We start from the raw sequence: 20,922 nt of genomic DNA on the forward strand, positions 1-20,922 counted from the left end.
GAGAAATTATGGCAGAGAAAATTATTATAAGCGCCGACAGCACCTGCGATCTGGGCCGGGAGCTGAAAGAGCAATACCACGTGGAATACTACCCGCTGCATATTATTCTGGAAGAAAAGGATTATCTGGACAATGTGACTATACAGCCGGAAGAATTGTACAGAGCTTACGAACAGCGTAAGGTGCTGCCCAAGACCGCAGCGGTGAACGCGGCGGAATATATCCAGTATTTTGAACCCTGGGTGAAACAGGGATACGATGTGGTTCATGTGAACCTGGGCGGAGCGCTGTCCAGCTCCTATCAGAACTGCTGCCTTGCGGCGGAGGAGCTGGGCCATGTATATCCTGTAGATTCCTGCAATCTTTCCACCGGTACCGGCCATCTAGTGCTGGACGGGGTAAAGATGGCGGCTGCCGGCCTGGGCGCGGGAGAGATTCAGAGGCGTCTGAATGAGCGCCGGGGCCGCGTGCATTCCAGCTTCATTCTGGATACGCTGAAGTTTATGGCCGCAGGCGGGCGCTGCTCCGCGGTGACGGCCTTCGGGGCTAACCTGCTGAATTTAAAGCCTTGTATTGAGGTGGATAACCGTTCGGGGGCTATGGGAGTGGGCAAAAAGTACCGGGGAAACCTGGATAAGGTGCTGGTACGCTACACAAAAGACCAGCTTGCGGGATATGAAAAGATTAATACAGATAAAATATTCATCACTCATTCCGGGATAGCTGAAGCATATATAGAGCTGGTCAAGAAAACGATCCAGGAAACAATGCATTTTGAACATATCTATGTGACCAGGGCCAGCTGTACGATTTCCAGTCACTGCGGGCCGAATACCCTTGGGATTTTGTTCGAGACAGAGGCATAAGGCCGGAAATATTCCAGGCTGCTTTGCGGAGGTAAGCATGAAAGCAAGAATTGTAATTGTTTCCGGGGCCTGCGGGACGGGTAAAACCAGCATAGCGCGTTTATTGGCGGAAAATTCCAGCTGCGCCCGGGCAGCTCATCTGCACACGGACGACTTTTATCAATATATACGCAAGGGATATACTGCGCCCTGGTTAGATGAATCAGGGGATCAGAACGAAACCGTGATTGACGCAGTTGTAGCCAGCGCTAAAAAGTTTTCTGAAGGCGGGTATGAGGTTTATGTGGACGGGGTGATAGGCCCGTGGTTTCTTGCGCCATGGACAGAGACAGCCAGGGAAGGAATTGATATAAGATACATCGTTTTGCGCCCGGATGAACAGACGACGGTTTCACGGGCGTTAAAACGGGAACAGAGAGATTTTTTTCCTTTGAGCCGTGACGCGATCATAGATGTTTGGCAGTCATTATCCAATTTGGGCAAGTATGAGCCAAATGTCATTGATACCACCGCACAAACCATTGAGGAGAGTGCGGCGTGCATTCAAAAGATGCTGCAGGAAGGCGCCTTTCGCATATTATGAATATATAGCCGTTAAATCAATCGAAGAGGCAATCTGGCTATTGACTTCTTTCAGGATATCGTATATATTTATAACAGTTCTATATAGAATAGTTCTAACATGAAAAGAGAGGGGAGAGTTTGGAAACAAGAGGAGGATTTTATATTACCCAAATTAAACAGCTTCAGGACAGGATTTTCGAACGCCTGCTGCATGAGAACAATATAGAGATCAGCGGGGGACAGGGGCGGATTTTATTTGTTTTATGGAAAACGGATCATCTTACGATCAGTGAAATCAGTAAGAAAACAGCTCTTGCTAAAAATACGGTTTCAATAGTGGTAAACGGCATGGTTAATAAAGGGATTTTAGAGAGGGCGATCAACCCTGGCAATCGTAGGGAAACGGTGATATCACTTACGGATTATGCCAAATCATTACAAAAAAAATATGAAGAGGTCTCTCAGCAGATGAACGCCATATTTTATCAGGGGTTTTCTGAGAAAGAGCAAAAGCAGTTTGAGCAGTACCTGGTCCGTATACTTGATACCCTGACTGGGGCTGAAGATGCAAATAAGCATAAATAATTTATGCGGCAGAAAAGAGGTATTTCAATGCAGGCGGACAGACTGAACAAAGACGGAGCGATAGGGATTATCTGCACCAGCCATGTAGCTGATATGGAACGGTATGGAATAATCACCGCGACAATGGAACGGCTTGGATATAAGGTGGTGCTGGGCCGCAATATACAGAAGAATACTTTTGGATATGCTGCCAGTGCAGAAGAGCGCGCTTCGGACCTGAATGCAATGGTTGCGGATAAAAGTGTACAGATGGTGTTATTTGGCGGCGGAGAGAGCGCTGTTGAGATCCTGCCTTATATTGATTATGAAAATATCCGAAGATATCCGAAACTGTTCAGCAGCTACAGCGATGGCACTTCAATCCTGAATGCCATATATGCCCAAACGGGGCTGTTAACTTATTATGGCTGTGGGCCAGGCGAGTTTGCTGATTTGAGATACTACGACTATACGCAGTTTATTTCACACTTTATTGAAGGCTGCGAAGCAAGGCATTTTGCCAGGGACAGCCGCTGGAAAATACTGTGTGCGGGTTCTTGCGACGGGATTTTAATTGGCGGTTATGCGCCGATTGTCGGGTTAATGCTGTCCAATAAATATTTTAACTATGATGGGAATCAAAAATATATCTTGTTTCTTGAAGATCATGAAAAATTCAGCTGTGTCGGCGCTGTGAGCACTTATCTCGCTTTTATTGAGCAGAGTGAATTTATAAATAACGTAGCCGGACTGATTTTCGGGCATTATTCGCCGAACCCTCCGGATGCATTATTGTATTGCCTTGAGCGGTTTGGTCGGGTGAACAATATACCTGTTGTATATACAGATGATTTTGGGCATGGCGTGAAGCATGGTATTCTGCCTATTGGGGCGGAGGCCCATCTTGACAGTGAAAACCAAAGTCTGATTTACCGTGGTTTCAGTTGAAAATATTTTACGGAGTTTTCAGGAAAATAAAAAGGAGGAGTACCCATGAAAATAAAAGAGCAGATTGCAGAATTTATTCTCAATCAAGAGGCAGCTTTTATTGCCTCGGTGGATGAACAAGGCTACCCCAATATGAAAGCCATGCTGCTGCCCAGAAAGATAGACGGGAACAATTTTTACTTCAGCACGAATACATCTTCCATGCGAACACAGCAATATTTGAAAAATCCGAAAGCCAGCGTTTATTCCTATCATAAAGGTCGTATTAAGTATGAAGGCATTATGCTGGTTGGAACAATGGAAGTATTGCAGGATCAGGAAATAAAGCAGGAAATATGGCGCGCCGGAGATACAATGTATTATAAAGAGGGCGTAAGCGATCCGGATTATTGTGTATTGAAGTTTACTGCGGTAAAGGGAAGGTATTATTGTAATTTGAAAACAGAGAGTTTTGAATTTGATGATTTGGTTTGATGAAGCCGGTAAATTGATACTCAGGAGGATATATGAACAAAATAGATTTACAGCCTGACTTTGTATTTAGCCCGCAGCCTATGTATATGATTGGAACATACAATCAAGACAGCACTCCCAATTTTTGCATTATTACCTGGCTTGGTTTTTCAGCAGATAACGGGCCCTGCCTTATGATGAGCATTGGTGGGAGCAAGCTGACGAAAACAAATATTTTTCGTGAAGGACGTTTTTCTGCCAACTTAATTACAGAGGACAATTTGTGGCTGGCGGATTATTTTGGAACGACAAGGGGAGAAAACGGTACTAAAAACGCTGTGAATTATACGATTCAGCGTGGACGAAAAGTAGATGTGCCCATCATTGATGAAAGCCATTGGATATATGAATGCAGGGTGAAAAAGCATTTTGCGCTGGATGGGGCGGACCTTTTTATTGCAGAAATCGTTAGTATCCAAATTGATGAGGAATATAAAGATATGGATATGAAACACATTGATCTTAAATATATCCGTCCCGCAGTTTACAGCCCGTATCAATATTATTCAATTGGTGAGAAGCTTGGCGAGATGGGTGAATGGAAAGAGCATTTTGCAGGTGCAGAATCAGTGATATCCCAGATTGAAACTGTTTATGAGTAAGTATGCTTGCTGTGATTATCTCTGGGTCGGGATAAAAAGGTTTATAAAACAAATTAATATCAGGAAAAATATTAGCTTTGCAGTAGAAAAAACTTGATTTGTGTCTGTCCTTCGGGATAGATGCAAATTTTTTTGTTGCAGAGGAAACTATATTCCCTATGCAACAAAACCCTCCAGAGAATTAAAAATATAGTTATTTTTAAATTTGAAACAAATATTTGAGAAAAAATCTCATATTTTGTTTACAAAACAGAAAAACAGAGTATAATAGAAGGTAAAAAAAGATCGTGAAATGGAGGTATCAAGATGTTATGCCAGTTTTCGGTTAAAAATTATAAGAGCATTCGAGATGAAGTGACTTTTGATATGCAGGCTGCGGCTATTACTGAGCATGAGGATAAAGTAATAAGAGATAAGGATGGAGAACAGTTTTTACCTGTTTCAGCAATATACGGACCAAACGGTGGAGGAAAGTCAAATGTCTTAGAAGGACTGCATATGTTGGCGGCAAAAGTATTGCGTCCATTATATGCAACTGGAGATAATGATGAACGTATTTTCCTTCAGAAAAAATTGCTAATTGAACCATTTGCGTTTAGTGAAGAAACAAAAAATCAACCGACAGAGTTTGAAATTTTTTTCCGTACAGAAATTGCTGAATATAGATATATCCTGCATGTAAAAAGAGATGTGGTTGTTTATGAAAGTCTTGATCGTGTAAAGTTAGATACTGGAAGAAAATCTGCACTTTTTGAACGGGATGAAGAAACCACGTTAAAAGGTGTATTTACTAATCTAAAGATCAGTGACGAACTATCTGCGACATTACCATTGTTGTCTTTCCTTGGAATCACATACAAAAAAAATGAAATTGTGAAAGATGTTTTAGAATGGTTTGAGTATGGAATTGAATTCTTGAATTATAGTAATCCGATTGAAGAACTTCGGATGGCAGTATCAAATTCTGAGTATGTGAAGCAGTTAATGTTGGAGATGATTCAGGAAATGGATCTGGATATCGTGGATTTCCGTGTGGTTGAAGATGAAAACGATAGAATTGATGTGTACACAAAGCATATGGTAGAAGGATATGAAGCAGAACTGAACTTATTGGAAGAATCCAGCGGAACAAAGAAGCTGTTTGGTTTAATGCCATTTATCGCTACAAGTTTATTGACGGGAACTGTTCTGGTGATTGATGAATTGGATGCAAAAATTCATCCGGTTTTATTGCGTCACATTATAATGATGTTCAATGATATGAGTATCAATAAGAAAAATGCTCAGTTAATTTTTACATCACATGATTTATCTACAATGAATAATGAAGTCTTTCGCAGAGACGAAATCTGGTTTGCGGCGAAAGGGGTTGCTCAGAATTCTCAGTTGTACTCTTTAGTAGAATTTAAAAACGAAAAGGGCGAATCTGTTCGTAAGGATGCTAAATTTGATAAGCAGTATCTGGAAGGTAAGTATGGCGCTGATCCTTACCTCAGAAAAATTATAGATTGGGGGAAGATAAATGCCTAAAAAAGCCGGAACAGAGGAGTGGAGAAAAAAGCGTCGCCAGGAATATTTGGAAATGAAAATGTACAGATATTATATTTTCTGTGAAGGACAGGAGACTGAACCTAAATATTTCCGAGGGTTTAAAAAATTGATAGAAAAAAATCCGATTTATCGGGACATGGTTTTGATTGAAATTGAGCCATGTCAGGCAGAAACTATGCGTGTACTTGGTATGGCAGAGGATTATGTAAAGAAAAACAAAATAAAGAAGGGTCAGATTTGGTGTGTATATGATAAGGACAGCTTTCCGCCGAAACATTTTAATGGTGTCGTGGAACGTGCTGAGAGTCTGAATAAAGAAAATTTAGAGTTGCAGTATCATACGGCCTGGAGTAATGAATGTATTGAGTTCTGGTTTCTTCTTCATTTTGCTTATTATACAGCCAATAATCATCGCTCAGAATATACTACATTTCTTAATAATAAATTCAAAGAACTTGGAATTGGAAAATATCAGAAGAACATGGATGATATTTTTAACATTTTGATGGAGAAAGGAAGTCCAAAGTTGGCGATTCGATATGCGAAACACATAATAAAAAATGGCCAAGGTAAGAAGCCGGCAGAGATTGCGCCGGGAACGAAGGTATATGAATTAGTGGAGGAACTGGTGAAATATTTGCCCGAGGATGAAAAACGTAATTTTGTGGACTGTCCGTAAGATGATTATTAAAGTTAGAATGACATATAGAAGAAAGGATAAAGATGACGAGACAGGAATTTGAAATCAGAGTATGGCCATATTATTTAAGACTAGAAAGGGAATTTATAGAAACGTTAAATTATGTGGAATTTTCAGAAGATAATTTTTTGACTTATTCCATCGAATATGAAAAGCAACTATTGTCGATTTGTTCAGAGATTGATATGCTTTGTAAGGAACTTTGCAAAGAAATTGATGCAGATAAAGAACTTAGGCATATATATCAATATGCTGAAATTCTATGTGATTATCAAAATATATCTGAAATAAAGATTATTTTTGAAATTAATCAGAAAAAGTATATACCCTTTGATGGCTGGACAGTTTCTGATAGTCCAAAGTGGTGGAAGGCTTATAACAAAGTGAAACATGATCGCTTAAAAAATAATAATTTTAAGAGTGGAAATTTAGAAAATGTATTTATGGCCTTGGCTGGATTGTATTTGTTGAATAGAATATATTTTAGACAAATTAAAAATTGTGGTTTAGAAATAGGTCCTAATCCACCATCGCAAATTTTTTCTGTTGATGAATGGAACATATGCATCCATGTGGGGAATGGTTTTTATTATGTTTTAATACCGGATGGAAGCATGTCATTCACACATGAATAAATAACCTAAAAAATTATTGGCTAACTTTATATATATATCTAAACATTATTTGGCGATATAAGCATATATATAGATGCGGTGCAGCCTCTCAAATGAAGCTACACCGCATTCTACATAAAAGTCTCTTTTTTTGTAAACCATTCAGTTCTGCTGCTCGTTCACCGGCTCCATCTTGCCAAGGCACCCGGTACGTTCAGGAGAGGCTTCGTTGGAGAAGCAGAAATAGAGATGGAGCTTAAAGCTTCTATACTCTCCCTTGTCCATATGGACCTGCACAGTGGTTTGAATGTCTGGATTCTGCTGGGTAATGTTTTTTAGTTCGCATCTGAGCGCTTCCAGATCTTCCGGCAGCAGGCGGCTGTTGTTTTGCAGATAGTCTGTAGCGTGGATACGGCGGTAGGGCCCGGGGAAAAGATCTTTGCAGCGCCTGGTATATTCGATGGTATCAGTCCGGAAATCAATATAGAACATGATATCATCGGAAAGCAGGGAAAACAAAAGGGTTTTCTGACGTTCTGTCTCCAACTGTGTCAGAAGATTTTCCGCCGCAGTGGATACTGCAGTATACTTCGTTGGAAGAGGAGATGTCTGGGAAGCCCCAAGCTCGTCCGAGGATGTATACAGAGTGTCACGGAGATAATCAGCCATGCTCAAGAAATACTGAAGCAGCGTGGGATTAAAAGCGCCGCATTCTCCCCCGGCAATCATTTTAAGCGCTTTTTCATGGGACAGCGCCTTTTTGTAAACTCGGTCGCTGACCAGCGCGTCATACACATCTGCAAGGGATACTACCTGGGCCCAAAGCGGGATTTCATCGCCTTTCAGGCCGTCCGGATATCCTTTTCCGTCCCACCTCTCATGATGGTAACGGCAGATATCATAAGCATACTGGTAAAGCTCCGACTGTTTTAACACAGTAATGCTCTCCAGGATATCGCAGCCATAAACGGTATGCCGCTTCATGATTTCAAATTCCTCTGCAGTGAGGCGTCCTGGTTTATTGAGGATATAATCGGGAATCGAAATCTTGCCGATATCGTGCATGGCGGCAGCGCTGCTGATTGCTTCCACCGCATTTTGATCCAGCTTCAGGTCAGGACGGATGCGGGAAATATTGGAAAACAGCGTATAAGTTGCTTCTCTTATCCTGCGGACATGTGATCCGGATTCTCCGCTGCGGAACTCAATGACAGAGCTGAGAGTGTCAATAATGGATATATTAATGCTTCGCAGTTCATCTGCCTGTCTGCGGATCAGCTGGACCTGCTCAGCTACCTGGCTGGCCAGATGATTTCTGTTCAGGAACAGCTCAATCGCGTTGCTCAGACGCCTGCGGACCACAATGGGCTCAATGGGTTTATTGATGATATCCGCCACACCCATATCATAACCATGCAGAATCATCTTCATATCAGTTTCGGCAGTAATCATAAAAACAGGGAATTCGTTCATCATCTGATGGAGGTGCAGGTATTCCAGTACTCCGAAACCGTCTATTTCCGGCATAACAATATCCAAAAAAAGCGCAGTAAGACAACCGTCCAGCTCTTGAATTTTCTCAATCGCCGCACGGCCGTTTTCTGCTTCTACGATCCTGTAATCATCAATGAACATCTCGCTGAGAATAGCCCGGTTAATTTCCGAGTCATCCGCTATCAGGAGTGTCTGTACTTTTTGATGGGCCATAAATGTCTCCTAATCGGCAAATTTCCGGATTGCATCCAGAACGGCCTGATATTCTCTGCGGACTGCTTCCATATTTTTTTCAAAAAGATCCGGCCTGTTCTCACGGACGCTCCGGACCATATCCGCAGACGCGTCACTGAGCCGCTGCAGGCCCAGATTAGCAGCGATTCCCTTCATTGTATGCGCAGCGCGTTCCATGGCCGGTCCGTCTGACAGTTCATAAGCCGTCTGAAGTTCGGTATAAGTAAGATCGTCCTTAAATTTCAGCAAAAATTTTTCCCATAATTCAATCCGGCCGGCAAAACGGCGGATTGTTGTTTCCATATCATCTACAACAGGGGCCATTACTTCTTCTATTTCCATATCATTTTCCTTCCGCCATTTTTACAATTAATTTCAGTTTACCGGAAAAGAAAGGTGATGTCAAGCACTTGCCAAAAGAAAGAAGTTATGCTAAAATAAAGCGAATTTAATGAAGAAGATACGGTTTGAAAAGTTGTGAACTGAGTAGATTGATAGGGAAGCCGGTTCGAATCCGGCACAACCGCCATTGCTGTATTTGGGTGAAGCAGAAGATTGCCATTGGGAGTTTTTCCTGAGAAGGTTTCTGTAGGGCCGCTCAGGCCGCCCATAAGTCAGAAGACCTGCCGTATGTTCATGGTTTTTGAAGTCTCGGGCGAAGGGGAAGTACAACCATTTGCGAAAGCTGCAGGAACAGTATGCGCTGTTCCGGGTTGGTGCGCCCTTTTCCTATCTGGCGGGCGCAGGCTGCGCGCATTTGTATTGTACATTAGCTCTCCTTCGGGGGAGCTTGTTTTAATTACATAGGAAACTGCGTTCCCTATGTAACAAAACCCTCCGGGGGATCACACTGCGGCGTAAGAAATCACGTCGCTAAAGCGACACGCCGCAGGCGGGGAATCCCGCGAGCGGGATTCTTTTTCATACAGGAGGCAGAAGGAATGGAAGAAAAAGAATTGCGGGCAATCTGCCTGCTGAAAAACTGCTGGGTGAAGCTGGGGAGGCTGCCTGTAAAAGGGGATTTTCAGGATACTGAAGTTTCCTTTATTAAATCAGTTTTGGGGCCGTGGCCCAGAGCACTGGAGCGGGCCGGGCTGAAGCAGGGCAATGAGAAGAAGAAAAAGGCCAGCCCTCACCCGAGAAAACGCAGACAGGCGGATCTGCGGAAAGAAACCGGAACTAATCAGGAAAAGAAAGGATCAGAAGAATGAACAGACAAAGAAAGAAATTTTTTACCTGGCTGCTGTCCGCAGCGCTGATATTTATGTTGCTGCCCGCAGCGCCTGTTTTCGCAGAGACAGAGGCCTTTACTGGGGCTGAGGAGACAAGTGCAGCCGTCAGCGCGCCAGAGACAACGGAGGCAACTCTGCTGTCTGATCAGGAAGCGAATCAGGAGGGGGTCGCCGGTACATTTGTGCTGGTGGGAGATTCGGCACATGGAAATGGGGCCCATACGGGCTTTGTAAAGTGGCTGGAGGTTCCCTACACTGCGCAGAAGGGCGACACGGTATATCAGGTTTTTGAACGGGCACTGCAAGAGGGGGGATTTACTTTTACCGCTCAGGACAGCGGCTATGGGAAATTCATTGATTCTGTGACCTCCCCCTCCGGCGTGACCCTGGCTTCCGGTACGAATGCCCAATACAGCGGATGGATGTATTATGTGAATAACATATCCCCTATGGATTCAGCGGATTCATATGTGGTTCAGGACGGGGACAGAATCCAGTTCTTGTATGTGGATGATTTTTCCAGCGACTCCAGGATTGATGAAAATTATAATATCACCATGGAGACAGACCTGGTTCTGCCGGATTATTCGTCGGAGTGGAGCAGCTTTGGGAAAAATTCATTCAATAACGGGGTGATCTCAGCTCAGACGGCCAGAACCGCTTCCGAAGCTTCTCTGAAATGGACGGCGGGGCTGAAGGCGGTTTCAGATTGGGCTACGAATATTTCTGAACCATTGCTGGTGAATAACCAGATTTACATTGCTGCCGGGGATAAGCTGAAAGTGCTGGATTCGGCGGGACAGATAATTAAAGAAGGCCAGCTGGCAGAAAAAATCGGTTTCACCACCCGTATGGCCTATTCAAACGGGAAGATACTGGTTCCTATAGAAGGAGGGGCGATACAGGCTTTGGCGGCGGATACGCTGAAAACTGTCTGGATATCTGAGGGAGTGCCGGCAGGAGCGCAGGGGAGCCACCAATCCCTGACGCCGATTACCTGTTCAGGAGGAATGGTCTACATGGGTACGGCAGTAGCGGATTGGAGCAGTTCCTATGAAGGGGTATTCCTGGCCCTGGATGAGAATACCGGCAAAACGGTTTGGACATATGAAAACCAGCAGGCAGGATATTATTGGAGCGGCGCGTCAGTTGTGAATAATACGGTGATATTTGCAGGAGACGACGGCGTCCTTACCGCGTTGAATGCAGCAGACGGCGCAGTGCAGGCACAGATGGATCTGGAGAGCGGCGTTCGCGGTACGGTTGCTGTGGACCAGGGAATGGCCTATGTGGCTTCCAAGGATGGCAGACTGCATCAGATAGAGCTGAAAGAGGACGGTACATTTGGCGCTCACCGCTCTGTTTTATTTGCGGCGTACAGTACAGGAACTCCGGCAGCGGCAGGCGGGAAAGTATTTGTGGGAGGAAGCAGAGCAGATTACACAGGGGTTCTGGCTGTGATCGACAGGGACAGCATGGAAGTGGTGCAGACAGTATCCGCAGACGCAGAGGTCAAATCCGCGCCGCTGGTGAGCACAGGGTATGACGGCCAGTCTTTTGTATATTATACGGTGAATAAAAACCCGGGAGCAGTATATGTGTTGAATGCAGGCAGCGGAAAATCCGAAGCGCTGTATACTCCGGAGGAGGCCCTGCAGAATTACTGTATTGCCAGCGTGATAGGCGATGGGGCGGGAGTTTTATACTACACTAACGATTCCGGCGCTCTGTTCGCCGTTGAAAAGGTTCCCGGAGAAGAATCTCCCACAGCAGGCACGGAGAGCGCGGGGGAGACAGAGGAGTCCCCGGAAGTATCCACAGAGTCAGCCGGCGCCGGGGACAGGGAATCCTCCGCAGAGCAGGAATTCAGTTCGGAAGCAATGGGAGATTCCCCGGCAACCGGTGATTCAGGAGTTCCCGGAGGCGTGATTTTGTCTATGGCGCTGGCCTGCGCGGGCTTGCTGGCAGCGGCGGGGACCAAAGGCAGGAGACTGAAGAACAACTAAAGAAAGCTGGACAGAATGAAGAAAAAATTACTCTTTTTATTGATGATCTTTGTACTGACAGCCGGAGGCTGCGGGAGCATTGGCTCTCCCGCGGCCAGCAGTCAGGAGAGCACTGCGGACAGTACCGCTCCGTCAGTACAGACTGCAGAAACGGATGGTTTTGAGGAATCCGAGGCAGATATTTCTTCAACAGAAGGAATCCCTGATTCATCTCAGGATGTTTTGCCGACAGAACATATCTCTGATCCGGCAGGAGGAGCGCTTCCCGGAGAAACCGGGGAAAACGGGGGAGATGCCGCTGTCCCTGAAGCCCCTCAGACTTCTGCTCCGGGGAAAAAGGAGACTCAGGCGGGGCCTTTACAGACTGCGGCGCAGGAAAAGACGGAAGCCGAATCAGCTGCGGAGCATATGACTATGGCTGCTGCGGAAGAAAATCAGATTCATGTGACGTTCTCTGTGGACTGCAAAACAGCTGTGGAGAAGGGCAGCAGAATCGCCCAGGCAGCGGCGCCTGACGGCGTAATGTACTCTCCTGCGGTTATGAAACTGGAAAAGGGAGCGACAGTATACGACGCTTTGATGAACAGCGGGCTGGTGGTGAAGGCGGATTCGTCCCCCTTTGGCGTGTATGTATCATCAATCCAGTCTCTCAGAGAGAAAGACCCGGACTGCGGCGGCAAGAGCGGATGGCTGTTCATTGTAAACGGCGTGGTTTCCGGAACAAGCTGCAGCAATTATGTGCTCAAAGACGGGGATACAGTCCAGTGGCGCTATACCTGCGATATGGGGAAGGATCTTCAATGAAAAAGAATTGTTTTTCAGCATACCATCCGGCTGTGGTATTCCTCTATTTTGCAGGCGCAGCCGGATTGTGCATGTGCTCGCTCCATCCGTATTATGTGCTGGTTTCCTATTTGTGCGGAGCTGTCCTTCTGGGGATTTCCTGCGGGCTGCGCCGCGTGTTCCGGCAGGTATTGGCGACATTGGCGGTTGTTGCGGTTACGGCAGCAGTGAACGGGCTGACCGGAGGACTTGGGCTGACGGTCCTGTTTTACCTGGGGGGGACGCCTGTAACATGGGAATCAGTATTTTACGGCCTTTGTTCCGGCGGAATGCTGGCGGCAGTGCTGCAATGGTTCGCCTGCTATCAGAGGATCATGACCGGCGATAAATTCCTGGAACTGTTCGGCAGAGGGTTTCCAACCGTATCCATGATGCTTTCTATGGTTTTCCGGTATATCCCTGATATGCTGGGAAAAGGAAGGGAGATCCGGGCGGCGCAGAAGGCTCTTACCGGCGGCAAATCTGGAGGGAAAAGGGAACAGATGAAAGAAGGCGTGCGTCTGGCTTCGGTACTGATGAATTGGAGCATGGAAAATTCCATGGAGACAGCGGATTCCATGCAGGCCAGAGAATATGGAAAAGGGCCCAGAAGCAGGTATATTCATGAACGAATGAGCAGGGGAGATTACCGGGCGGCCCTCATTCTGGCGGCGCTGTTGATTGTGTCGGCGTTTGGGGTGTTTGGGAAGGCTTCTGAATTTGTTTTTTATCCGTTTCTCGGGGGTATGGAGGCAGGTATCTGCTTTTTGCCCGTATACGGATTGTATTTACTGATTCCTGCCTTGCTGGAAGGAAAGGAGCTGATCTGGTGGATGCGCTTGAGGTAAAACAGTTTGGATTCACTTATGCCGGCGCGGGAGAACCTGCTCTGGAAGGCCTGGATTTAAATTTGGGGACAGGGGAGCTGGCGCTGCTTTGCGGGCCTGCGGGCTGCGGAAAAACCACGCTGCTGCGCTGCCTGAAACAGGAGATCAGCCCCGTGGGGGAACGGACAGGAGCCATTAGCCTGCATGCGACCCACATTGGCTATGTGGCTCAGAGTCCGGAAAACCAGCTGGTCATGGATACTGTGCGCCATGAACTGGCTTTTGGCCTGGAAAATCTGGGCCTTCTGCCCCAGGTGATCCGCAGGAGGATGGCGGAGACTGTAAATTTTTTTGGGATCGGGCCATGGCTTGGTAAGAAAGTAAACGAGCTTTCCGGCGGGCAGAAACAGATTCTGAACCTTGCGGCAGTAACGGCCATGCAGCCGGAGCTCCTTTTGCTGGACGAGCCTACAGCGCAGCTGGATCCTATTGCGGCGGGGGAATTTCTGCAGGCAGTAGAAAAGATCCGCAGGGAGCTGGGGATTACAGTATTGATGTCGGAACACCGGCTGGAGGAGATTCTTTCCGGGGCAGACCGGGTGATCTGGATGGAAAAAGGGGTGATCAAGATGCAGGGCAGGCCAGGAGAATGGGCCGCCTGGATGGAAAAACAGCCCTTGCCAATGCGGGGGATCCTTCCTGCTCCTGCCAGAATCTGGGGCAGGCTGTCCGAAACCGGAGACAGTGAAACAACCTGTCCGCTGTCCGTCGCCCAGGGGCGCATTTGGGCGGCAGAAAAGGCAAACAGGAATAAAACCTTTGCCTGCAGGCGTCCTGATTCGGCCGGAGGGATATCCGGCCGGGACTCAGAGGCCAGGGGAACGGTTCTGAAAGCCGGGACGGTATGGTTCCGCTATGGCCGCCAGGAAGATTTTGTACTGCGGGAGGCTTCCTTGGAAATCTTCCGGGGAGAAATTCATGTGGTTTTGGGAGGGAACGGTTCAGGAAAGACCACCTTTCTGAACTTGCTGGCCGGTGTCAGAAAACCTCAGAGAGGGAAAATCCGGATACAGGAAGGGCTGCGGCCCGCCATGCTGACTCAGAATCCCAAAGCGATGCTGACTGCAGATTCTGTGCAGGAAGAGCTGGAAGAACTTTCAGAACGTTTTGGATATGGGGAAAAGGAAGTGGATGATATGCTGGAACGTTTTCGGCTGCGGGATGTCTCCGGACGTCACCCTTATGATCTCAGCGGGGGAGAACAGCAGAAGACCGCCCTTGCAAAACTGCTTTTGCTGCGGCCGGACTTGCTTCTGATGGATGAACCAACCAAAGGCCTGGACGTTTTTGCAAAAAGGGAGTTAAAGACTGTGCTGGAAGAGCTCCGAAGGGAGGGAAAGACAGTTCTGATGGTCACGCACGATCTGGAATTTGCCGCTGAAGTGGCGGACAGATGCTCCATGCTGGCGGATGGAGAGATCGTCTGCACGGATCAGGGCAAAGAATTTTTTGCTTCCAATCTGTTTTATACAACTCAGACAAACAGGATGATGCGGGGGTTTGCTGACAGGTGCGTTGTCCCGGAGGACGTGGCGTATGAATAAGATTTTGAACTGTCTGGAACCGGTGATCCTGCTGGCTGTGCCGGCTGTACTGATCCTCTGTACTGTTATGGGGACAGAGTATACAGCAGTTCTGACCTTGTTTGTGGCGGCACTGTCCATGGTCCCGTTTTTCCTGCGGTTTGAGAGGAGAAAGCCCAGGGCAAGGGAAATGATGCCGCCCGTGATCCTGGCTGCCGTAGCCGCCGCAGGACGAGTTTTGTTCGCAGCTTTTCCCAGTGTAAAGCCGGTGACGGCAATTGTGATCATTGGGGGGTGCTGCTTTGGGCGACAGAGCGGTTTCCTGACAGGTGCCCTGGCAGCCCTGGCGTCTAATTTGTTTTTTGGGCAGGGGCCCTGGACTCCCTGGCAGATGTATTCCTGGGGAGTGACAGGCTATCTGGCGGGGCTGTTATCGGACAGGGGGATGTTGGAAAGGACATGGCAGATGCTTGGCTTTGGCTTCTGCGCAGCCCTGCTCTATGGGTGGATTATGGATACCTGGTATATCGCGGGTTTTGTTTCTCCCTTTACCTGGACGGGAGCGCTGGCAGCCTATGGTGCCGGCCTGCCTTTTTCACTGCTCCACGGCCTGGCTACCACAGGCTTTCTTGCCCTGACAACAGGGCCCTGGAAGAAGAAGATCCGGCGGATACAGAGCAAATATGGAATCTGAAAAGATAGCGGGATACAGGCTTTTATGCTTGTATCCTGCATTTTTTTGTATTATACTGAAAAGAAGACAGTAAACGCAGGAGGAATTGAATATGAAGAATTATTGTGTTGGAGTGGATGTCGGAGGGACTACAGTAAAAATGGGGCTGTTCGATATTACAGGAAGCCTGATGGATAAATGGGAAATCGTGACCCGCAAGGAGGATGGGGCGTCCCATGTGTTCCCCGATATTGCGGCCAGTATAAGAGAACGGACGGACCGGCACGGACTGACGCTGGCGGATTTGACCGGCGTGGGCATGGGAATCCCCGGCCCGGTTGAAGAAGACGGATATGTGGGCAAAATCGTGAATATCGGGCTGTATGATCTGAATCCGGCCAAGGAATTGAGCGCGCTGCTGGACGGCGTGCCGGTAAAGGCAGGAAATGACGCCAATGTGGCTGCTCTGGGTGAAGCCTGGTTGGGCGGAGCGCAGGGATATCAGAATGTAGTGATGTTTACCCTGGGGACGGGAGTCGGCGGGGGAATTGTGATGAGCGGGCAGCTTTTTTCCGGCAGCCACGGTATGGGCGGCGAGCTGGGTCATATGACTGTAAATCCTGCAGAAACAGAAGCCTGCAACTGCGGCAACCATGGGTGCCTGGAGCAATATGCTTCTGCCACCGGTGTGGTGCGGGTGGCGCGCAGGCAGCTGATGCAGAATACGGGGGGTTCTGTACTGAGGGATATCGGAGAGCTGACCGCAAAAGATGTGTTTGATGCGGCCAAAAGCGGGGATGCCGTTGCTATGGCTGCTGTGGAGGAGCTGGGGCGTTATCTGGGGCTGGCGATGTCCTGGGTGGCCCTGACAGTGGACCCGGAGGTATTTATTATCGGCGGCGGCGTGTCCCGTGCAGGGCAGATCCTGCTGGACGTGGTGCGGACTAATTTTGAAAAAAATATTTTTATATCTGACAAAAAGGCGGATGTGGCGCTGGCGACCCTGGGCAATGACGCGGGGATCTGCGGCGCTGCAAAAATGGTGTTATAAGGAGTTTATTAAAAGATGGACCAACAAAAAAAGATCAGAAAGTGGAAAAAATTCTTTTCTTATTACAGGCCTTATCTGGGCATGTTTACGGCAGACATGATATTCGCTCTGGTGGGGGCCGGCGTGACGCTTGTCATTCCACTGATTGTGCGCTATATCACGAATGAAGTGGTATACATGGTGCCGGATGAGGCGTTGAGGAAAATATTGATGCTGGCGCTTCTGATGCTGGGCCTGGTGCTGGTGGAAGCTGCCTGCAATTTCTTCATCGCATCTGTGGGTCATGTGATGGGCGCTAAAATGGAGACAGATATGCGTACGGAAATTTTTGCGCATTATCAGAAGCTGTCCTTCAGCTTTTATGACAATCAGAAGGTGGGGCAGCTGATGAGCCGTGTGACAAACGACCTGTTTGAAATCACGGAATTGTTTCATCATGGACCGGAAGATATTGTGATCTCCCTGATTAAATTCATCGGCTCATTCATTATTCTTGTGAACATCAATGTGGGGCTGGCGATTGCGGCATTTGCTGTGATTCCAGTGATGTTTGTCTACGCGCTGTACTTCAACAAGAAGATGAAGCGGGCGTTTAAGAGAAACAGGGCCCGCATTGCGGACATTAATTCTCAGCTGGAAGACAGTCTTGCAGGCATACGGGTTGTAAAATCCTTCGGCAACGAAGAGATGGAAAAGGAGAAATTCGATGAAGGCAACCAGAATTTCTTGAACAGCAAGCGGAAGGCTTATTACTGCATGGCCCAGTATCATGCGGGCCTGGGCGCCTTTACTACCCTGATCACCATCGTAGTGGTGGTGGCGGGAGCAATACTGCTGACAAGGGACGGGATCCAGGTAACAGATCTGGTGACGTTCCTGCTGTATATTAACACATATACCGAACCGGTGAAGAAACTGATCAATTTTACAGAACAGTTTCAAAACGGCGCTTCCGGCTATGACAGGTTTATCGAAATCCTGTCCGTGGAACCTGATATCCAGGATGAGCCCGGGGCGAAGGACGCCGGGGTGCTGAAGGGGGACGTATCCTTCCGGGACGTATCCTTCCGCTATGAAGAGAGCACAGAAGACGTTCTGCGCAATCTGAGCCTGGATGTAAAAGCAGGGGAATATGTGGCGCTGGTGGGTTCCTCCGGCGTGGGAAAATCCACTTTGTGCAGCCTGATTCCCAGGTTTTATGAAGCCACTTCCGGGACGATTGCCATTGACGGAAAAAATATTAAAAACATGACATTAAAGAGTTTAAGGCGGAATATCGGCATTGTTCAACAGGACGTGTACTTGTTTGCCGGTACGGTGCTGGACAATATCCGCTACGGCAAGCCCGATGCTACAGATGAAGAAATCCTGGAGGCCGCTAAAAATGCCAATGCCCATGAGTTTATCATGAGCTTGCCTGAGGGTTACAATACGGACATCGGACAGAGGGGAGTGAAGCTGTCAGGGGGACAAAAACAAAGGCTGTCCCTGGCACGGGTATTTCTAAAGAATCCGCCGATCCTGATTTTTGACGAGGCCACCTCCGCGCTGGATAATGAAAGCGAACGGGTGGTGCAGGAATCCCTGGAACGGCTGGCGAAAAACAGGACGACCTTTGTAATCGCCCACCGGCTCTCCACCATCCGCAACGCGGAAAGAATCCTGGTGCTCACAGAGAACGGAATTGAAGAAACAGGGACCCATCAGGAACTGCTGTCCCGAGAAGGGCTGTACGCCCATCTGTACCAGATGCAGTTCCAGTGAATTTTTTGTTGAGGTTTTTGTGGGCGTATGATATAATAACAAAAAGATGGATCAATAACTGCTGAGACAGAGATAAGGAAGGAACATAGCGATGAGTCAGGAAAAGGTGAACAGATATAAAGAATATAAAGCCCACCGCAAGGAGATACTGGCGAAGGAAAAGCGCAAGAAACTGATTGCACGCATTACAGGCTGGACTTTACTGGCACTGGTTGTTGTCGGGATTGCAGGCGGTATCGGCTGGAACGTCTGGAGCAAATATCAAGCGGAGCTGGCGGCCCGTCCTACTTATCAGGCAAGCGCAATGATAATATCCGATCTGACCGGCATGCTGGATGAAGAGACAGAAGCTGCGGAATAAGGACATGACAGGGGGCCGGAGGGCGGCCCCTTTTTTCATGTCATAGGAAAGTGTTCCTATGACATGAAAACCCCTCCGGGGGGGATGCGCACTGCGCGCTAAGGAAATATGGCCGCTAAAGCGACCGCGCTTCGGCGCGAGAGTCCGGCGAGCCGGACTCTTTGCTTTGTCATAGGAAAGTGTTCCTATGACATGAAAACCCCTCCGGGGGGATGCGCACTGCGCGCTAAGGAAATATGGCCGCTAAAGCGACCGCGCTTCGGCGCGAGAGTCCGGCGAGCCGGACTCTTTGCTCTGTCATAGGAAAGTGTTCCTATGACATGAAAACCCCTCCGGGGAGATGCGCACTGCGCGCCGGACTTTTTATTTGCCGCATAGGAAACTGCGTTCCCTATGTAACAGAAAAATGACCGCAGGGATATTACCCTGCGGTGCAAAGGAGAAAATATGAGCAAACAAATCTGGAAGCCGGGAAATATGCTGTACCCTTTGCCGGCAGTGATGGTGTCCGTCGCGGACAAAGCGGGAAACAGCAACATTATTACGCTGGCCTGGGTGGGAACCGTATGCTCCGACCCGGCTATGGTCTCCATATCTGTGAGGAAGGAACGGTTTTCCCACCATATGCTGAAAGAGACCGGTGAATTTGTGATTAATCTGACCACGGAAAAGCTGGTCAGGGCCATGGACGCCTGCGGCGTGAAGTCGGGCAGGGATACGGATAAATTTAAAGAGATGGGCCTGACTGCCGCAGCCGCGTCTACAGTAAAGGCCCCGTTAATTGCTGAAAGTCCGGTAAATATTGAATGTAAAGTGCGGCAGGTGCTGGAACTTGGAAGCCACGACATGTTTGTGGCAGAGGTGACAGCAGTACAGGCGGATGAAGCGTTTATGGATGATAAAAACCGGTTCTGCCTGGATAAAGCGGGGTTAATCGCTTATTCCCATGGAACATATTACAGCCTTGGAAAGGCGCTGGGCACATTTGGATACAGCGTCAGAAAGAAGAAAGGAGGAAAAGAACAATGAATCTGACCTTAGTGGGAATGCCGGCTTCCGGCAAGAGCACAGTGGGGGTTCTGCTGGCAAAGCGACTGGGCTATCAGTTCATCGACTCTGACCTTCTGATTCAGGAGCAGGAAGGCCGTTTGCTGAAAGAAATTATCGCGCAGGAAGGTTTGGAAGCCTTCATGAAAATTGAAAACCAGGTAAACTGCGGAATTGACACAGATAAAGCAGTAATCGCTCCCGGCGGCAGCGTGGTTTATTACGAGGAAGCCATGAACCATTTCAGAGAAATCGGCCATGTAGTATACCTAAAACTGAGTTTCGAAGAGTTTGAAGCCAGAATCGGAAATCCCACAGACCGGGGAGTGGTGCTGAAGCCGGGAATGACATTGCGGGATCTGTATGAAGAGAGGGTTCCCTATTATGAGAAATATGCCGATATCGTAATAGACGAAACCGGAAAAACCCCGGGCGATGTAGTGGACGAGCTGCGGGAAATGGCCGAACAGGGGAAAATATGAATATTGTTCAAATATAAGCATACAATACGTTTTGGCAGAAAGATGCAGAGAAACTTCTGCAAGGTGCAGCATATTCCCATTTCATGGAAGCGGATTCCATCGTCTCTCCAGGACAAAGTTATTTACAAATCTATGGGATGTGGTATAATGTCGTTAGACATTATACGCGCCGAAGCGTTAGCGGAGTGCGCATTTGAGCACGAAGTGCATCATATCAGCGAAGCAGATATGGTATAATGTCGTTAGACATTATACGCGCCGAAGCGTTAGCGGAGTGCGCATTTGAGCACGGAGTGCATCATATCAGCGAAGCAGATATGGTATAATGTCGTTAGACATTATACGCGCCGAAGCGTTAGCGGAGTGCGCATTTGAGCACGAAGTGCATCATATCAGCGAAGCAGATATGGTATAATGTCGTTAG

22 protein-coding genes and 1 riboswitch are annotated in these 20,922 nt (G+C 47.7%); of the genes, 20 read left to right on the forward strand and 2 right to left on the reverse strand.

Annotation, left to right across the window (positions count from 1 at the left end; genetic code table 11):
- Nucleotides 1–8: 8 nt before the first annotated feature.
- From EV209_RS11985 to EV209_RS12025, 9 genes are all read left to right on the forward strand, one after another.
- Entirely contained in the window at nucleotides 9–866 is an 858-nt protein-coding gene (locus EV209_RS11985) for a DegV family protein (protein ID WP_130435707.1), read from the forward strand.
- A 37-nt stretch (nucleotides 867–903) separates the two neighbouring features.
- Complete coding sequence (locus EV209_RS11990; RefSeq protein ID WP_130435708.1) at nucleotides 904–1,449, forward strand: AAA family ATPase; 546 nt, start codon at nucleotides 904–906, stop codon at nucleotides 1,447–1,449.
- A gap of 119 nt (nucleotides 1,450–1,568) precedes the next feature.
- Nucleotides 1,569–2,015, forward strand: coding sequence for a MarR family winged helix-turn-helix transcriptional regulator (locus EV209_RS11995; RefSeq protein WP_130435709.1), 447 nt, complete (start codon nucleotides 1,569–1,571; stop codon nucleotides 2,013–2,015).
- A gap of 27 nt (nucleotides 2,016–2,042) precedes the next feature.
- On the forward strand, nucleotides 2,043–2,942 hold the full coding sequence (locus EV209_RS12000; RefSeq protein ID WP_130435710.1) for a S66 peptidase family protein: 900 nt from the start codon (nucleotides 2,043–2,045) through the stop codon (nucleotides 2,940–2,942).
- Between the two features lie 45 nt (nucleotides 2,943–2,987).
- Nucleotides 2,988–3,416, forward strand: coding sequence for a pyridoxamine 5'-phosphate oxidase family protein (locus tag EV209_RS12005; protein WP_130435711.1), 429 nt, complete (start codon nucleotides 2,988–2,990; stop codon nucleotides 3,414–3,416).
- A gap of 32 nt (nucleotides 3,417–3,448) precedes the next feature.
- The gene (locus tag EV209_RS12010; protein WP_130435712.1) at nucleotides 3,449–4,057 is read left to right on the forward strand and encodes a flavin reductase family protein; all 609 of its coding nucleotides are present in this window, start codon (nucleotides 3,449–3,451) and stop codon (nucleotides 4,055–4,057) included.
- 306 nt (nucleotides 4,058–4,363) lie between these two features.
- Nucleotides 4,364–5,587, forward strand: coding sequence for an AAA family ATPase (locus tag EV209_RS12015; RefSeq protein WP_130435713.1), 1,224 nt, complete (start codon nucleotides 4,364–4,366; stop codon nucleotides 5,585–5,587).
- Complete coding sequence (locus EV209_RS12020; RefSeq protein ID WP_130435714.1) at nucleotides 5,580–6,287, forward strand: RloB family protein; 708 nt, start codon at nucleotides 5,580–5,582, stop codon at nucleotides 6,285–6,287. The genes EV209_RS12015 and EV209_RS12020 overlap by 8 nt, the downstream gene beginning before the upstream one ends.
- 44 nt (nucleotides 6,288–6,331) lie before the next feature.
- A complete protein-coding gene (locus EV209_RS12025; RefSeq protein WP_130435715.1) occupies nucleotides 6,332–6,943 on the forward strand; it encodes a hypothetical protein in 612 nt (203 codons plus the stop codon).
- A gap of 141 nt (nucleotides 6,944–7,084) precedes the next feature.
- On the opposite strand, the gene EV209_RS12030 is transcribed toward EV209_RS12025, so the two are convergent.
- Both EV209_RS12030 and EV209_RS12035 read right to left on the reverse strand, forming a co-directional pair.
- Nucleotides 7,085–8,629 carry an HD domain-containing phosphohydrolase gene (locus EV209_RS12030; RefSeq protein WP_130435716.1) on the reverse strand — a complete coding sequence of 515 codons (1,545 nt, stop codon included), beginning with the start codon at nucleotides 8,627–8,629 and terminating at the stop codon, nucleotides 7,085–7,087.
- Between the two features lie 9 nt (nucleotides 8,630–8,638).
- Complete coding sequence (locus tag EV209_RS12035) at nucleotides 8,639–8,992, reverse strand: Hpt domain-containing protein (protein WP_130435717.1); 354 nt, start codon at nucleotides 8,990–8,992, stop codon at nucleotides 8,639–8,641.
- Nucleotides 8,993–9,096: 104 nt separating this feature from the next.
- A riboswitch (cobalamin riboswitch) is annotated at nucleotides 9,097–9,295 on the forward strand.
- 296 nt (nucleotides 9,296–9,591) lie between these two features.
- On the opposite strand from EV209_RS12035, the gene EV209_RS12040 reads away from it, so the two are divergent.
- The 11 genes from EV209_RS12040 to EV209_RS12090 all read left to right on the forward strand — a co-directional run bounded on the left by EV209_RS12040 (nucleotide 9,592) and on the right by EV209_RS12090 (nucleotide 20,498).
- Nucleotides 9,592–9,861 (forward strand): homing endonuclease associated repeat-containing protein, encoded by a 270-nt coding sequence (locus tag EV209_RS12040; protein ID WP_130435718.1) that lies wholly within the window; start codon nucleotides 9,592–9,594, stop codon nucleotides 9,859–9,861.
- Complete coding sequence (locus tag EV209_RS12045; RefSeq protein ID WP_130435719.1) at nucleotides 9,858–11,888, forward strand: outer membrane protein assembly factor BamB family protein; 2,031 nt, start codon at nucleotides 9,858–9,860, stop codon at nucleotides 11,886–11,888. The genes EV209_RS12040 and EV209_RS12045 overlap by 4 nt, the downstream gene beginning before the upstream one ends.
- 15 nt (nucleotides 11,889–11,903) lie before the next feature.
- Nucleotides 11,904–12,692, forward strand: coding sequence for a DUF4430 domain-containing protein (locus tag EV209_RS12050; protein WP_130435720.1), 789 nt, complete (start codon nucleotides 11,904–11,906; stop codon nucleotides 12,690–12,692).
- The gene (locus EV209_RS12055) at nucleotides 12,689–13,558 is read left to right on the forward strand and encodes an energy-coupling factor transporter transmembrane component T (protein WP_165388917.1); all 870 of its coding nucleotides are present in this window, start codon (nucleotides 12,689–12,691) and stop codon (nucleotides 13,556–13,558) included. The genes EV209_RS12050 and EV209_RS12055 overlap by 4 nt, the downstream gene beginning before the upstream one ends.
- Nucleotides 13,540–15,141, forward strand: coding sequence for an ABC transporter ATP-binding protein (locus EV209_RS12060; RefSeq protein WP_130435722.1), 1,602 nt, complete (start codon nucleotides 13,540–13,542; stop codon nucleotides 15,139–15,141). Before EV209_RS12055 ends, EV209_RS12060 begins: the two co-directional genes overlap by 19 nt.
- Complete coding sequence (locus tag EV209_RS12065; protein WP_130435723.1) at nucleotides 15,134–15,814, forward strand: DUF6580 family putative transport protein; 681 nt, start codon at nucleotides 15,134–15,136, stop codon at nucleotides 15,812–15,814. The genes EV209_RS12060 and EV209_RS12065 overlap by 8 nt, the downstream gene beginning before the upstream one ends.
- A gap of 91 nt (nucleotides 15,815–15,905) precedes the next feature.
- Entirely contained in the window at nucleotides 15,906–16,844 is a 939-nt protein-coding gene (locus EV209_RS12070) for an ROK family glucokinase (RefSeq protein ID WP_130435724.1), read from the forward strand.
- A gap of 15 nt (nucleotides 16,845–16,859) precedes the next feature.
- Entirely contained in the window at nucleotides 16,860–18,608 is a 1,749-nt protein-coding gene (locus EV209_RS12075; RefSeq protein WP_130435725.1) for an ABC transporter ATP-binding protein, read from the forward strand.
- 91 nt (nucleotides 18,609–18,699) lie between these two features.
- Nucleotides 18,700–18,969: a tetratricopeptide repeat protein gene (locus EV209_RS12080; protein WP_130435726.1), complete on the forward strand. Its 270-nt coding sequence runs from the start codon at nucleotides 18,700–18,702 to the stop codon at nucleotides 18,967–18,969.
- A gap of 447 nt (nucleotides 18,970–19,416) precedes the next feature.
- Complete coding sequence (locus tag EV209_RS12085; protein WP_130435727.1) at nucleotides 19,417–19,998, forward strand: flavin reductase family protein; 582 nt, start codon at nucleotides 19,417–19,419, stop codon at nucleotides 19,996–19,998.
- A complete protein-coding gene (locus EV209_RS12090; RefSeq protein ID WP_130435728.1) occupies nucleotides 19,995–20,498 on the forward strand; it encodes a shikimate kinase in 504 nt (167 codons plus the stop codon). The genes EV209_RS12085 and EV209_RS12090 overlap by 4 nt, the downstream gene beginning before the upstream one ends.
- Nucleotides 20,499–20,922: the final 424 nt, after the last annotated feature.

Source organism: Cuneatibacter caecimuris (assembly GCF_004216775.1).
Classification (GTDB): Bacteria; Bacillota; Clostridia; order Lachnospirales; family Lachnospiraceae; genus Cuneatibacter; species Cuneatibacter caecimuris.